Origin of the sequence: Synechococcus sp. R6-5 (assembly GCF_047461775.1) — a bacterium.
Taxonomy (GTDB): Bacteria; Cyanobacteriota; Cyanobacteriia; order Thermostichales; family Thermostichaceae; genus Thermostichus.
Genome location: NZ_JANSHV010000064.1, coordinates 1 through 13,458, shown reverse-complemented (window position 1 = coordinate 13,458; position 13,458 = coordinate 1). Strand labels below are relative to the sequence as shown.

General features: G+C 58.7%; 14 protein-coding genes. 8 read left to right on the top strand and 6 right to left on the bottom strand.

Going from position 1 to position 13,458, the window contains the following annotated elements; genetic code table 11:
- Positions 1–226: 226 nt before the first annotated feature.
- Both NW818_RS03920 and psaK read right to left on the bottom strand, forming a co-directional pair.
- A complete protein-coding gene (locus NW818_RS03920) occupies positions 227–364 on the bottom strand; it encodes a photosystem II reaction center protein K (protein WP_414332566.1) in 138 nt (45 codons plus the stop codon).
- 121 nt (positions 365–485) lie between these two features.
- Positions 486–731, bottom strand: a complete 246-nt coding sequence (gene psaK / locus NW818_RS03915) for a photosystem I reaction center subunit PsaK (RefSeq protein ID WP_011431775.1) — start codon at positions 729–731, stop codon at positions 486–488.
- A gap of 357 nt (positions 732–1,088) precedes the next feature.
- On the opposite strand from psaK, the gene NW818_RS03910 reads away from it, so the two are divergent.
- The 3 genes from NW818_RS03910 (at position 1,089) to NW818_RS03900 (ending at position 3,883) form a co-directional block, all read left to right on the top strand.
- On the top strand, positions 1,089–2,060 hold the full coding sequence (locus tag NW818_RS03910) for a fatty acid desaturase (RefSeq protein WP_011431774.1): 972 nt from the start codon (positions 1,089–1,091) through the stop codon (positions 2,058–2,060).
- 1 nt (position 2,061) lies between these two features.
- The gene (locus tag NW818_RS03905; RefSeq protein WP_414342655.1) at positions 2,062–2,943 is read left to right on the top strand and encodes a hypothetical protein; all 882 of its coding nucleotides are present in this window, start codon (positions 2,062–2,064) and stop codon (positions 2,941–2,943) included.
- Between the two features lie 64 nt (positions 2,944–3,007).
- On the top strand, positions 3,008–3,883 hold the full coding sequence (locus NW818_RS03900) for an SDH family Clp fold serine proteinase (RefSeq protein WP_414406598.1): 876 nt from the start codon (positions 3,008–3,010) through the stop codon (positions 3,881–3,883).
- On the opposite strand, the gene NW818_RS03895 is transcribed toward NW818_RS03900, so the two are convergent.
- Positions 3,875–4,555, bottom strand: a complete 681-nt coding sequence (locus NW818_RS03895) for a J domain-containing protein (protein ID WP_414423882.1) — start codon at positions 4,553–4,555, stop codon at positions 3,875–3,877. The two genes, NW818_RS03900 and NW818_RS03895, sit on opposite strands and share 9 nt — an antisense overlap.
- A 79-nt stretch (positions 4,556–4,634) precedes the next feature.
- Between NW818_RS03895 and NW818_RS03890 the strand changes: the two genes are divergently transcribed.
- Complete coding sequence (locus NW818_RS03890) at positions 4,635–4,925, top strand: DUF3082 domain-containing protein (protein ID WP_414423881.1); 291 nt, start codon at positions 4,635–4,637, stop codon at positions 4,923–4,925.
- Between the two features lie 61 nt (positions 4,926–4,986).
- Here the strand turns inward: NW818_RS03890 and sixA are convergent, their stop codons facing one another.
- The 3 genes from sixA to murA all read right to left on the bottom strand — a co-directional run bounded on the left by sixA (position 4,987) and on the right by murA (position 9,358).
- Positions 4,987–5,574 (bottom strand): phosphohistidine phosphatase SixA, encoded by a 588-nt coding sequence (sixA, locus tag NW818_RS03885; protein ID WP_414423880.1) that lies wholly within the window; start codon positions 5,572–5,574, stop codon positions 4,987–4,989.
- 137 nt (positions 5,575–5,711) lie between these two features.
- On the bottom strand, positions 5,712–7,847 hold the full coding sequence (locus NW818_RS03880; protein WP_414423879.1) for a transglycosylase SLT domain-containing protein: 2,136 nt from the start codon (positions 7,845–7,847) through the stop codon (positions 5,712–5,714).
- A 188-nt stretch (positions 7,848–8,035) separates the two neighbouring features.
- Positions 8,036–9,358 carry a UDP-N-acetylglucosamine 1-carboxyvinyltransferase gene (gene murA / locus NW818_RS03875; protein WP_202943714.1) on the bottom strand — a complete coding sequence of 441 codons (1,323 nt, stop codon included), beginning with the start codon at positions 9,356–9,358 and terminating at the stop codon, positions 8,036–8,038.
- Positions 9,359–9,703: 345 nt separating this feature from the next.
- Between murA and NW818_RS03870 the strand changes: the two genes are divergently transcribed.
- The 4 genes from NW818_RS03870 (at position 9,704) to NW818_RS03855 (ending at position 13,339) form a co-directional block, all read left to right on the top strand.
- Entirely contained in the window at positions 9,704–10,357 is a 654-nt protein-coding gene (locus NW818_RS03870) for a DUF3386 domain-containing protein (RefSeq protein WP_011431766.1), read from the top strand.
- A 200-nt stretch (positions 10,358–10,557) separates the two neighbouring features.
- Complete coding sequence (locus NW818_RS03865; protein WP_414423878.1) at positions 10,558–11,859, top strand: GNAT family N-acetyltransferase; 1,302 nt, start codon at positions 10,558–10,560, stop codon at positions 11,857–11,859.
- Between the two features lie 48 nt (positions 11,860–11,907).
- Complete coding sequence (locus NW818_RS03860) at positions 11,908–12,525, top strand: Npun_F5749 family FMN-dependent PPOX-type flavoprotein (RefSeq protein ID WP_414423877.1); 618 nt, start codon at positions 11,908–11,910, stop codon at positions 12,523–12,525.
- A 409-nt stretch (positions 12,526–12,934) separates the two neighbouring features.
- The gene (locus NW818_RS03855) at positions 12,935–13,339 is read left to right on the top strand and encodes a hypothetical protein (protein WP_414423876.1); all 405 of its coding nucleotides are present in this window, start codon (positions 12,935–12,937) and stop codon (positions 13,337–13,339) included.
- The last annotated feature ends 119 nt before the right edge of the window (positions 13,340–13,458 follow it).

Genomic DNA, 13,458 nt, shown 5'->3' with positions numbered 1-13,458 from the left:
TTCGCGCTAGCGGGACGGAGTCCTTGAAAGGCCTTCTGGCACGGTGCATTTAACGTTTTAGGCGTGGGTGCAGTGTCCTAGTTTGAATCGAAATGACCATAAATGGGCAAAGCAAAGAGCCCCCAACTTGGGAGATAAGCTGGGGGAAGCCCTTTAGGTTTGCTTGAGTTTTCTCCAGACCACCCAGGCCTTTGAGACCTTTGCGACCTCAGTAAAAGCAATGGCTTTACTTAAAGCCCACTGCCGCTTGCCAGACAAAAGCCAGCAGGAAAAACAGAACAGGGATGATCGGCAAAATGTCGATCAGCGGGTCAAACAATTCATAGCCTTCCGGCAAACTGGCCAGGAGCACCATCGCTGACATAGCAACAAACCTCAGGGGAAAATGCGGCTGAAGAAACTGCTTCTTTCAGAATTAAAATAGAGCTTAACATCATCCAGCAGGGATCCGGACTAAGTTCAAGAAATGTAAAGGAAGTGGCGACCTAGAGAACGCCAATGTTAGAGAGGCCCAAAACGACCCCCACTCCCAACAAATGGCCAAAGCTGGCAACCCCGATGACTTCTGGCCAGGTCATTCCCAGTACCGGCCCGGTCTCTGAGGCCACTCCAGAGGAGGATTTGAAGCTCAAGTAAGCCAGCCCTGTGCAGAGCAGAATGATCACGGCGTTCAGGGGGGACCAGGGGCTGGTTTGAGCGGTCAGAGCCAACAGCGCAACAACAGGCATCATGGTTTCCATCCTCAGCTCAGGTTAACCGACCCTTAGATTACCCCTCCTGCTGGGATCCCCTCGCAATCTGCACATGAATTGCAACAAAACCTCACACTACGGCTTTTCTCTGGCTTCAGGGGCAGTTTGCCGTTGCCGGGATCCTTCAGGAATCCTTGGCCAGGAGAGGAAGGTGCCCCCATGGCTGGGGTTGTGAGGAAAATAAGGCTTGGGCTGAGAAGCTGGGCAGGTCTCTGCCGTATACTAACGAAAGTTAACAAACTTATCTCTTCGATCTCTTTTCGGTGTGATGACTGGGACGCGCTGCCTCGACCCATCCTCTCTGTCTGCACTGTGCGCACCTAAGGATGGCTGCCGATGACTGTTGCTGCTACTGCTGAACCAGCCCAAAAACCTTTCGCATTGCCTCGTGAGCTGTTGGGGCCACCCTCAGAATTTTGGAATCCCACCTTGCTGATGTTTTTGGCTGCGGTGGTGCTTTCGGCCTCTTGCTTTGGCGGGTACGCCTTTTGGCACTGGCCCAAATGGATGGTGTTCTGGCTCAATTTTGTGGCCCTCTATGTTCTGGGCACGGTGATTCACGATGCTTCCCATGGCTCGGCCCACCGCAACCGCTTTCTGAACGAGGCACTCGGACACGGCTCTGCCCTGTTGCAGGGTTTTGTCTATCCCGTCTTTAAGCGGGTACACATGCAGCACCACGCCCACGTCAACCATCCTGAAGACGATCCCGATCACTATGTCTCAACGGGAGGGCCGCTGTGGCTGATCGCGCCGCGGTTTTTCTACCATGAGGTGTTTTTCTTTAAGCGGCAGCTCTGGCGGAAAGGTCGCTGGGATCTGCTGGAGTGGGGCTTGAGTCGGCTGGTGGTTATCCTGACCTTTGGTCTGGCCAGCTACTTCGGCTACACCGACTACATCATGAACTATTGGCTACCCCCTGCCTTTATCATGGGGTTCTTGCTGGGCTTGTTTTTTGACTACCTGCCCCATCGCCCTTTTCAATCCCAAGAGCGGTGGTACAATGCCCGCGTCTATCCCGGATGGCTGACCAACATTCTGCTGTTGGGGCAAAACTATCACCTGATCCACCATCTCTGGCCTTCTGTTCCCTGGTACAAATACCAAGCAGCCTACTGGGCAGCCAAACCTGAGCTGGACGCGCGCAACTGCCAGCAAACGCTGGGGATCTGGGAGAAGGGAGAGTTTTGGGGCTTTTTGTACGATGCTCTGATCGGTCTGCACTGGCACAAGCCCACTTCAGCTCACCCCGCTGCGCCAGCCAATCCAGAATCGGAGGGATCCCCTGCGGATCCACAGCTTGGCTAGCATGGTTTGGCCAACGCTGCAAGTCCCGCAGGTGCTGCTGTTTGTGGAAGCGGCCAGCCTGTTGCAGGACTCTAGCCAGGTTTTGTTGCAGGCCGGTCGGGCAACGGCAGATTTGCCGGAGTTGATTGCAGAAGCGCAGGCGCGGGCCGAAGTCCAGGTGCAGCTCCTTGGGATCCCCGCAGACTTGCGGGCACAGGTGCGAGGGATCCTCAGGTTGACCTCGCCCCAAGAGGTGCTGGCCTACTTGCAGGACTTGCTGGACAGGGGATCTGGCCCGGATTTGGAAGCCTTTTTGGAGCAGGCGGGATCCGCCTCTACAGTGCTGCGCTTCCCCCCCCTGTTGGTGGGGGCTGTGGCTCTGCAGGTGGTGCTGGAGCGGTTGGACTTTTCTCCAGAAGAGCGGGCTGTGGTGCAAGCCCAACGGGATCAATGGGAACAGGCCCTGGCGGAATTGGCCACTCACCACAGGGTTTCCCCAGAGCCGCTCCGGGCCACTGCCGAGACGGTGCTGCGGGCGGCTTCAGCAGAGGAGCTGCTGCAACTGGGTCAGGATCTTTTTCAAGATCTCCAAGATCTCGCTGCTGCCGATTCTGAGCCAGAAGCCGAGCCTCAGGTGGAATTGGCGGGGCCTCTGCTGTTCATGATGGTGGCGGATTACCTGCTGGCCCAAACGGAGTATCCGCTGACCCCGGAGCAGCGGCTGGACTTGCAAACCAATCGCGCCGCGGCAGAAACCCGCTACTTGGCCATGCAAAAGTTGGGCCGCATTGAAAACTTGGCGGAGCAGCAGGCTTATATTCGATCCTGGATTGACCAAGCTTCCGTACCGGATTTGCTGCAGGCTTTGGATCGCTTTTTTGCGGCGTCTGAACCCAACTCATGAGGCTCAGGGATCGCCGAAGATTTTGGATCCCCTATGCTGGAGTCAAAGGGATCCCACTTGAGGTGTGAAAGTGGACTGGGGCAGCCTGTTCTGGATTTTTCTGATCTTCAGCTCTTTGCAACCTCTGCTGAACCGTCGTGCCCAAGAGTTCCGGCGCTTGATGGCCATTCGGGAGTTGGAGCAAAAGCGGGGCAGCCGGGTGATTCTGCTCATTCACCGCCAGGAGTCGATCAGTTTTTTGGGGATCCCGGTTTCCCGCTACATCAGCATCGAGGACTCCGAGCAGGTATTGCGGGCGATTCGCCTCACTCCACCCAATACCCCGATTGATTTGATTTTGCATACCCCCGGTGGCCTGGTGCTGGCTACGGAGCAAATTGCCCGCGCCTTGATCCGCCATCCGGCCAAAGTGACAGTGTTTGTGCCCCACTACGCCATGTCGGGGGGGACGATGCTGGCCCTGGCCGCCGACGAAATCGTCATGGATGCCAATGCAGTCCTGGGGCCGGTGGATCCACAGTTGGGGGGGTATGCTGCCGCCAGTATTCTGCAGGTGGTGGCGGATAAACCCATTGCCGAAATCGATGACCAAACCTTGATCCTGGCAGATCTGGCCCGCAAAGCGATGCAACAGGTACAGAACTTCGTGCGGGATCTCCTGAAGGACGATGTGCCCAAGCGCAAAATTGCCCCCGAACGCATCGAGCCCCTCATCCAGTACCTAACCAGTGGACAAGTTACCCACGACTACCCGATCACTGCCGAAGAAGCCCAAAGGTTGGGCCTGCCCATTTCTACTGAGTTGCCACCCCAAATCTATGCCCTGATGGACTTGTACCCACAGGCCACCATGGGCCGCCCTTCCGTGCAGTACATCCCTATCCCCTATGATCCTCGCCCCTCTCTGCCCAGAGGGGGATCCCGCTCTGGCTTAGGGTGAACTCTTGGCGTAAGCTTCCATAGCTTCCAGGCGCAGCCCCCCTGCCCGGCGAAACAGCTCTTGTCCGGTGTGCAGATGGCGGTCGTCGAAGTTCAGGGGGAAATACTGCAGCTCCTCTAGAGCGTCCTCTAGGTGGTTGAGGGCGTAGTAGAGGCGAGAGGCCACTCCCCCCAAGCTGCTGGGATTGGGAAGGCGCCGAAAGATCTGCTGAGCTTGGGCCAGTTTCTGGCTACACTCTTCCAAATAGGTGGCGAAGGACTCCAACAGGTCGGGATCAAAGGGATCCGCCGCCAAAGCATTCAACTGAGGCTTTAGGGAAGACAACAAGGGCCCCAACACTCGGTTTAGAGGGGTGTAGACCTGTCGGATCCAGGCTGCACGGGCGATGGCTTCGTGGCTGACGGTTTCACGGGGGGATCCCCTCGGCTGAGGGCAGGGTGAGGTGCGGCTGGAGTGCAATTGCCGGTCGTAGTCGCGGCGAGATTGCGGATCTTTGAGCACCGCGTAGGCAGCGTTGATCTGGCGGATGCGCTCAGCGGTGGCCCGATCTTTTTTGGCCAGCAGGCTATCGGGATGGTGATACTTGACCAAACGACGGTAGGCGGACTTGATCTCCTCCGCCGTCGCCGCCACGGAAACGCCCAAAACTTCGTAATGGGATCCGCTCTCCATACTCCCCAGGCCTGCCGGAAAGAAACTCCCATATTCTACCTGCAGCCTAGAATAAAGGTGAGTTTTCCGGTGCTGCCTCATGTCTTCTTCTCCACAGGGATCCCCCCATCCTTTCAGTGCCCTCTTGGGGGCCGCCATCGCCGTCAGTTTGGGCTACGGGTTCTTTCAACTGCTGCTCTCGATGTTGGCCAAGTTGCCGCCAATTGAGGTGGAGATTGGATCGTTGGCCCGCGGAATCAGCATTCTGGTGCGCTACCTGCTGGTCGGTTCCGTTTCCCTGATTGCCTTCATGTTTGCCATGGTGGGGTTGGGGCTGGCGGCCTATTGTGTGCAATTGCTGGGAGAGCGGCTGACCTCCTCTCGGCGCTGAACCTAGGGGCACAACCTCTGGCCGACTCGTTGGGCGTTTATCATGATGAGCCAGCTTCTTCTCAGCGCAGCACCACCTTGGGGGAGAGCAACAAAGTCAGGGATCCCTGGCGGTAGTCAATCCGGCCTTCGGCAAAGCGCACTTGGGCTAGGCCCGCTTTTTTGAGGGTGATCGCGTCGGCATGGGCCGGGTTCAGCCCAATGGCCGTTTGCACCCACAGGCTCAGATCCGGCTGGTGACCGACCAGAGCCAAAGACGCCAGAGGTTCCCGCTCTGCTTGCCAGCGCACCAGGTCAGCAAAACTGCCCCCCGGAGCCAGCGGCTCAAACACCTCCACAGCTTCGGCCAGGTTCTCGTCCAAAAAGATCTCAGCGGTCTGTCGAGCCCTCACCAAGGGACTGGTGAGCAGGAAATCCCACCTCCAGCCCATGTTCTTGAGCTGGCGGGCAACCTTGCGGCAACGCTTGCGACCTTCGTCTGTAAGGGCCCGAAAGGCATCCTCGACTTCTGGCCGGGGTTCCTCGGCTATGCCATGGCGAATAAAATCCACAGCCAGCTCCTGCCGGGCAGCTTGCTTTTCTGCCGCCCCCTGATAGTGCTCCGCACCGCTAACGCAAACGCCCTCCTGTTGTTCAAACCCAGAGACCATAGAACCCCGTCCTGTCAGCGCGAACGGCACTGTCAAATCTTGACTGCCAAATCTTGGAATAACTGTAACTCTCCCAGAATACTGTGGGAAAAAAGCCCACTCCCTCTACGGCAGCACTCCCGCGACAAAACCGGAAGTCATGAAGAAGACGAGGGGTTATGCAGTCGCTGGCTGACCAGAGTGCGCCCCTCCTGGGTGTAGAGCTGCCAGTAGTTCCAGTAGTTGCCAAACACGGACTTCACATAGCCCCGGGTTTCGGGGAAGGGGATCTGCTCCACAAACACGTCCGGATCCCCGAAGCCAAAGCGGTTCAGCCATCTGGCCACGTTGCCGGGGCCACCGTTGTAGCTGGCCAGGGCCAGCAAGGTGTTGTCTTGGTAAGTGCGGTGGGTGTAGTCGAAGTACCAGGATCCCAGGTAGAGATTGTCGGCGGGGTTGGTGAGGCTGTACTGGGCCAGGCCGATCTGCTGGGCAATCCAGCGCCCGGTGGCGGGCATCACCTGCATCAAGCCCAAAGCCCCCGAGGCCGAGACGATCTCCGGCTCAAAGCGGGATTCCTGCCGGATCAAAGCCGCCACCATCAAGGGATTGAGGTTAAATTGCCGTGACCAGTGGGCCAAGCCGGGTTGGGCGTAGGGATCCCCGCTCCAGGAATTGTCGGGGCCCGCATAGTAGTGCAGCGGATAGATGGCCTGCCAGAAATCTTGGCGCTGCCTCAACGTCTCCAGCAAGGGATCCGGCTCTTCGCTAAAGCGCAAAGCAGCCACCTGGTTAATGCCCCGCAGGTGCTCTCCGGCGCTGTTGCGCAAAATGCCCGTAACAAAGCGCTCGGCAACGCTCATCTGGCCGGGATCCCGCTGCACGGGAGTTTCGCCCTGCCAGCGTTCCCAGGCCAGTTGGCTGGCTCCCATCAAATGCAGGGTTTGCGTAACTGCAGAGACCCCTGGCAACGGTTGGCGCACCGGCTGAAAATCCACCTCAACCCTTTTGCGCCCGCTGTAGAAATCCCCCACCGGCCAGCCCAGTTGCACTGCCGACCGCCAGCCGTAGTAGGTGTGGGGAAACTGACGCAGTACCTGCCGATAGGTCTGCCGAGCTGCAGCCACATCCCCCTGCTGTTCCCGCCATTTGCCCGCCCAGTAGAGCAGTTGTGCCCCCATTTCTGTATCCCGCTGAGCAGATCCGATCTGTTGGGCCAGGGCGATGGCTTGGCTGAGATTGCCTGCTTGTGCTTGGCTCCAGGCCACTGTCCAGGCGGCATTGGCTGCAGCTTCGCTGGCTGGAAAGCGATCCCAAAGGGCTTGCCGAGTAGCCTGGGCCGATTGGGGGCTGGCGTTGCGATCGTAAAGCTGGCTGAGGCTAAGCAACGCCTCTGGAGCTTCTTTATCTGAGCCGGCTCCCACCTGTCGAAGCAAGTCGATCGCCGTCGGCAGGTCGCTCAGTTCCGCCAAACGGCGACGGGTGAGGGAAGCCTCTGGCCCATCGGGGAACTGTGCCAGCAGCGCTTGGTAAGCCGCTCTGGCCTGAGGAAACTCCCGCGAGATCTGGTGGCTGCGACCCCAGCGGTAGAGGTTCTGAGAGGTGGCGGGGGCACGTCCATAGGCCCGGGCAGCTTTGCCGTACTCCCGTTGCTCCCAGTAGGCATCGGCGAGGATCTGCCAGTCGGAAGCCGTGAGGGATCCCTCCTGAGCCTGCCGCCAGCGATCCAGCAACGGCGTTAGCCCAGGGGTTTGCGGGTGATGTTGGGCCAAATCCCGCAGCAGGTCATAGCGGTCGGGGTTCAGCTCTAGCAAATGCTTGAGGGCACGTCCAGTCAGCGGGTGGGTGGGAAATTGCTGCCGCAGCCGATCCACCTGGCCCATCCCCCAGAGGGCGTAGGCGGCCACAGGACTGTGGGGATATTCCTGCAAAATCTGGGGCCACCAGATCCCTTGGGCTGTTTCCTTGTCCTGCAACTGTTCATAGGCTTGGGCCCTGAGCTTCCAAATCTCTTCCCTCAGAACCGGCAGGCTCTCTTCCAGCCCTTGCAAATCCTTCAAGGCAGATTGCGCTTGGCCGGCTTGCAGCGCTGCGTAGGCCCGCAGAAAGGCCGTTGTGGAAGTTTGGGGCAGTTGCGTCGGATCCCTGTCTTCTGGTGCAGAGGCCACCTCCGCGGTTTCTGCCCAGGATGAGGTGTAGAAGCCCCAGACGGCCCCACCCAGAGCCGCTCCTGCTGCCAGCACACCGGCAGCCCATCTTGTCCAGCGTCGTTGGCTGCTTGTCAGGATCCCCATGCTTTACCTCCCCACCACCTCTGACCTACGATACTCAACCTGACTGCGTTGAGTCACCAGACAACTCGATACTTGCGAAACGGCTGGAAAGCTCACCTGGCAAGCGGTCACCGAGCATTGGGGCCAGACGATAAGCAGGGAGAGGAGCAGTTCTTTCCTCTTCAAATTTCAGACAGCAGTGAAACAGCTCATTTCCCCAATTGCGGGATCCCTGTCGGGCTTTCACTGCGGTACACCTTGGCCCCGACACTGCGCAGCTTTTCGTCAATGGCTTCATAGCCACGGTCGATGTAGTGCAATCCGTGGATTGTGGAGCAGCCTTCAGCTGCCAGACCGGCCAACACCAGGGCCGCACCCGCCCGCAGGTCGGTAGCCACCACCGGAGCGCCGGAAAGGGACGGCACCCCTCGGATCAGGGCCACTCGGTTCTTCAGGCGAATATCGGCTCCCATGCGGTTGAGCTCGGGAATGTGGTGCATGCGGTTTTCAAACACCGTCTCCTCAATGGTGCAACTGCCCTCGCTCAAGGCGGCCAAGGCCATGATCGGCGCCTGCACATCGGTGGGGAAACCGGGATAGGGCAGCGTTTGAATATCAGTTGCCTGACAGAGCCAGCCTGAGCTCAGTTGAGCCGGGGCAATGCGCAACCGGTTTGGGCCCTCTTCTTCCACCCGCAGACCCATGGCTTGCAACTTGGCGATCACCGCCCGCAGATGATCGGGAATGACAGGGCCAACCGTGAGGTGAGAGCGGGTAATGGCCCCGGCAATGAGATAGGTGCTGGCCTCGATGCGGTCGGGAATGACCGTGTACTCTGTTCCATGCAAGCGGGGCACCCCTACCACCACAACCGTATTAGTGCCGACACCGCGAATGCGGGCCCCCATGGCTTGACAAAAACGGGCTAGATCCGCCACCTCCGGCTCTTGGGCGGCGTTCTCGATCACCGTTTCTCCATCCGCCAGCGTAGCGGCCATCATCAAGGTCTCGGTGGCACCGACGCTGGGATAGTCCAGGTAAATTCGGGTTCCCAACAATTTACGGGCATAGGCATGAACCACCCCATGCTCGATTTGGACCGTTGCCCCCAAGGCTTGCAGACCCCGCACATGCAGATCCACAGGACGAGACCCGATCGCACAGCCGCCGGGCAAGGGAACTCTGGCCACCCCCAGCCGCGCCAACAGAGGCCCTATGATGAAAAAGCTGGCCCGCAACTGGCTGACCAATTCATAAGGGGCTTGAGAGGTTTTGAGGGAGCTGGCATCCAGGTCCAGGGTATTGCCAACATGGGAAACCTTAACTCCCAGCGTGGCCAGGATCTGCCCCATGCGTTCAATGTCCAGCAGACGCGGCACGTTGTGAATTCGACAGGCCTCAGGAGCCAAGATGGCCCCGGCCATCAGCGCCAAGGCAGAGTTTTTTGCCCCGCCAATAGGGATGTGGCCACTCAGGGTCTGCTTGCCAATGATTTTCAGCACTGGCCCCATCATCTCTGGCGCGGTTGCCATGCCGGTCTGGGGCGGCGTCAGGCCAGGCTCTAGGGGATCCGCCCCGCTGACGCGATTGTCAAAACCTTTCAATCTCCCTCCTCACCCACAAAAAATAGGCGAACCCTTCTCAGAGAATACTCTGGGGATCACAGCAGCGGCTAAACTCGCAAGCCAAATTGGGTGTGAGGAAGAAGTTCCCATGGCTGTGCTTCTATCCTGCAGCAGCGGACAGGGGAGCGGCTAGGCCAGTTCACCAGATGCAGGTTCTCAGCGAAGGCAACTGGGGGGCAGCCCAACAGCAGGGGGCGGTATGATGGATGCTCAGGGGAAGTGCTTGCAAGGAAAACAGGAAGGAGACAGCCGATGATTGCCACTCAAGTCTCTGCCCAAGAGTTGTTTCGGGCCGCCTATGAAAACCGCTACACCTGGGATCCCGCTTTCCCGGGCTACAGCGCCGAGGTCACCTATTGGGATGGGGAGCGCACATTCGTTGGGCAGGTGCGAGTGGGAGCAGACCTAAAGGCCACTGTTACCGGCGTAGAGGATGAGGAAGCTCGAAAAGCCATTCACAACCAACTCTGGGAGATTGCCATTCACCGGGTGCGCCGCAGCTTCGACGAGACCCATGGGAACAATACCTTCCGCTATGGCCAAACCCTGCCCGATGGCACAGTGGAGATCCTGGTGGGGGGCAAAGCAGAAGGGGATCGCTACCACGTGCGCGATAACCAGGTTACTATGGTGCACCGGCATATCCACGGAGTGGTGGTTACCATCCACACCTTCAGCAGCCACGATACCGGCGAAGGCTATCTTTCCCACCGCTACGATTCCGTCTATCACGATCCCCAAACGGGCGAGCAAAAAGGCGGGCGCAGCCAATTCGAGGATCTGTACACAAAAGTGGGCAAGTATTACATCCTCTCGGAGCGGCGTATCCAGACGGAGACGGAAACCGGCCCTGTGGAGAAGCGCTTCACCTTCAGCAACTTGACCTTGCTGGACACTGGGGCGTGAGCGACCCGGCATTGCTCTCTGCGGGGTAGGGGGCCAGCTCTCCCGTTCGTCACTGTTGGGCAGCTACCGGGAGGCTGAGTTCACGCCCTTCTTGGCGGCCAAGCCTTTCTCGATAACGGGAAAGCCGATTTGTAGGCTTTCAAGCTTTGTTGCAGAACGATCCTCCCGGTTAGAAAAAGCAAGAGAGCCTGAGCTATGCTTTGAATATTCTCCCGCCTGCGATTGGCATGGACAACACCACAGCAAGACCCGACCCGGATGCCGAAGCCCCCATTGGTGCCCCTGAACTGATCATTCGCCCCGCCCAACTGGGGGATCTGGAGGCTGTGGAAGAGATTTTGGCGCAAGCCTTTGATGAAGAGTACAGCAGCCGCTCGGTGGATATTCGTCGCCAAGTGCGGCGGTTGCGCCAGTGGTATGGGCCCCTGAAAACCCTGACCCTGTTTCCCAATCGCTTCCAGCACATGTTTACAGTGCATGTGGCGGAGCTGAAGGGCAAGATTCAGGGGGTGATTCAGGTTTCCCCCTTCAACCATTCCCGCAGCACCTGGCGGGTCGATCATATCGCAGTGGCGCCCTCTGCCCAGCGACAGGGGGTGGGATCCCGGCTGCTCAAGCACTGCATGGAGCACTTTCGGGAAGCTCGCACCTGGATCCTGGAGGTGAACATCCACAACAAGGGGGCAATGGCGCTCTACCGGCGCAACGGCTTCCAACCCTTGGCTCAGATCACCTACTGGTCGATTCCAGCCGATATTCTGGCAGCTCTCAGCCAGCACGAGCCCAAATTGCCCAACCTGGTGCCGGTGACCAACCGGGATGCCTATGCCATCTACCAACTGGATACGGGATCCATGCCGGCCACTGTGCGCCAGGTGTACGACCGTGAGGTGAACGATTTTCGCACTAGCCCACTGGATTGGCTTTTGGAGCAGGCCAAATGCGCCATTAGCCAGACGGAGCGGGTGGAAGTGTGTGTTTACGAGCCCGAACGCAAAACCGCCATCGGCTACTTCAACTTGAGGTTGGATCGCACCGGGCAGCAACCTCATGTGGCCAAGCTTACGGTTCACCCTGCCTACACTTGGCTTTACCCCGAACTCATGGCCAAGATGGCCCAGCTTACTCAGGCTCATCCGCCGCAATCTCTGGCCTTGGCCTCCACCGATTACCAGCCGGAACGGGAGGAGTTCTTGCTGAAGCTGGGAGCCCAGGATGTAGAGCGGACGTTGCTGATGTCGCGTTCGGTGTGGCACAAAATCCGCGAAAGCCGCCTCTTTACCTGGGATAGTGCTTATCTCAACGCGATGCTGCGGGGATTACAGGTAAAGCAGCCGGTGCCGGAGCGGTTTGAGGGGCCGCCGGAGGGCTGGGTAGAGCACCACTTTCATCCCATTAGCCCAACCGAGCCAGATCCCAGCTCTGGTCGCATCAGCGGTGTGGAGTCTTCACCAGGGCTCTCCAGAGACTCCCAATCTGAGGCTTCTCCACCCCCTAGCTAAGGGAGAGAGAGCCCCAATCCTGGCTTGCTTGCACCTTGCGAAAAACGGATGAAAGACCCGAAGGGCAATTCTACTGCGGATCCCTCTTGGCGGGCGCTGATTCAGGCGGCACTGCACCGGAACCGTAGCGATCCCGGTGTGCGGTATTTGCAATTGGCCACGGTGGATCCCCAGGGGCATCCGCGCAACCGCACGGTCGTTTTCCGGGGGTTTTTGGGCGATACCGACCGCATTCAATTGGCGGTGGATAGTCGCAGCGAGAAGATCCGACAAATTGCCCACTGCCCCCAAGCCCAGATCTGCTGGTATTTCTGCAAAACCCGCGAGCAATTCCGCATTGCCGGCACCCTTGAGGCCATCGCCGCCGATCATCCGGATCCCCAAGCTCAGCGCCAGCGGCAGCAGTTGTGGCAACAGATATCGGAAAAAGGACGGCTCCTCTGGTTTTGGCCGGAACCCAAAGGGCCGCTCGCCCCGCCAGAGGCTTTTATTCAAGAGTTGCCGAAAGAGAAAGATCCGCTGCCTCCGCAGACCTTTGTGGCTTTACTGCTGGAGCCAACAGAGGTGGATCACTTGCAGCTTAAGGGGGATCAGATCTATCCCCAATTGCGGACGGTGTACGAGCGCACTTCCAAAGGGTGGCAGCGTCGGGCTGTGAATCCCTAAAAGGGATCCAAACTTGCTTAGCCTGGTCTGGAGTGGGGGATCCCTTATTCCTTGTTCCTCCAAAGCACAGGGAATAGAGGAATGGACGTGTTAACGTAGCTGAACGATCGTGTTCTGCACGGTGGGGGCGTTACCCTCTGATGGAACTCTGTACGCGTATGGCTGGTCTATCAGGGGTAGGGCAGCAGTTGATGCCTTTTGTCTAACTCGACACGTATCACTTTGGCTTGCAGTGGTCTCGATGTGCGTCTTGATCTGCTCATTCGCTCAGGCTGTTGCCTCTTTTTTCGCCGGCGGCCCATTGCTGAACAGAGCTTTGAGGGGCAAGGGATCCCTAGTGTTGTCTGTCGCTTTGGTTGGGGTAGGGGTTCTTGTGCAGGGATTGAGAGCACAAACTCTGGAGAAACCGATGCTGGAAGCCTTGGAAGATTCTGTTGAGGGGAATGTTATCCCTGTTCTGCCCTCAGAGCCTGTCTTATCCCCCCAGGCTGCCCCCACCTCCGCCCGCACAGGACCCTTTCGTGTCGGCAATCGCACGCCCCATCCGGTTCGGCTGGTGATCTTGATGCGCAGCGGCGAACGGATGATCAATCCGGAAACGGCCCACTGGGACTTTGCCCCTGGAGAGGGGGGGAGCGAGGGATTGCTGCTGAGCTTGGGAGAGGAACCGCTGCAAATCGGCCCCGGAGACATTGTGGTGGCTTTCGCCCTGGATGGAACCCGCCGCTATTGGGGGCCCAATGTGGTGGGAGAGTCTCTGGCCCCGTTTTGGGATGGGGAGAGCGGCTCCTGGTCGATGATCTTGCAGCCTTAGGGTGCTCCCCCTTTGGCCCAGAAGAGTGAGGAATGGAGAAGTTGCCCCAGAGGAGTTTGAGGTGACCGCTGCAAATGTCCAAGCTGCGCGCGGAGCATGACTCTAGTCAATAATAAGCT

Bases quoted from the DNA above. Each gene is read 5' to 3' on its own strand.
- NW818_RS03920 (WP_414332566.1), bottom strand. From the start codon at position 364: ATGTCAGCGATGGTGCTCCTGGCCAGTTTGCCGGAAGGCTATGAATTG.
- psaK (WP_011431775.1), bottom strand. From the start codon at position 731: ATGATGCCTGTTGTTGCGCTGTTGGCTCTGACCGCTCAAACCAGCCCC.
- NW818_RS03910 (WP_011431774.1), top strand. From the start codon at position 1,089: ATGACTGTTGCTGCTACTGCTGAACCAGCCCAAAAACCTTTCGCATTG.
- NW818_RS03905 (WP_414342655.1), top strand. From the start codon at position 2,062: ATGGTTTGGCCAACGCTGCAAGTCCCGCAGGTGCTGCTGTTTGTGGAA.
- NW818_RS03895 (WP_414423882.1), bottom strand. From the start codon at position 4,555: ATGGAGAGCGGATCCCATTACGAAGTTTTGGGCGTTTCCGTGGCGGCG.
- NW818_RS03890 (WP_414423881.1), top strand. From the start codon at position 4,635: ATGTCTTCTTCTCCACAGGGATCCCCCCATCCTTTCAGTGCCCTCTTG.
- sixA (WP_414423880.1), bottom strand. From the start codon at position 5,574: ATGGTCTCTGGGTTTGAACAACAGGAGGGCGTTTGCGTTAGCGGTGCG.
- NW818_RS03880 (WP_414423879.1), bottom strand. From the start codon at position 7,847: ATGGGGATCCTGACAAGCAGCCAACGACGCTGGACAAGATGGGCTGCC.
- murA (WP_202943714.1), bottom strand. From the start codon at position 9,358: ATGGCAACCGCGCCAGAGATGATGGGGCCAGTGCTGAAAATCATTGGC.
- NW818_RS03870 (WP_011431766.1), top strand. From the start codon at position 9,704: ATGATTGCCACTCAAGTCTCTGCCCAAGAGTTGTTTCGGGCCGCCTAT.
- NW818_RS03860 (WP_414423877.1), top strand. From the start codon at position 11,908: ATGAAAGACCCGAAGGGCAATTCTACTGCGGATCCCTCTTGGCGGGCG.
- NW818_RS03855 (WP_414423876.1), top strand. From the start codon at position 12,935: ATGCTGGAAGCCTTGGAAGATTCTGTTGAGGGGAATGTTATCCCTGTT.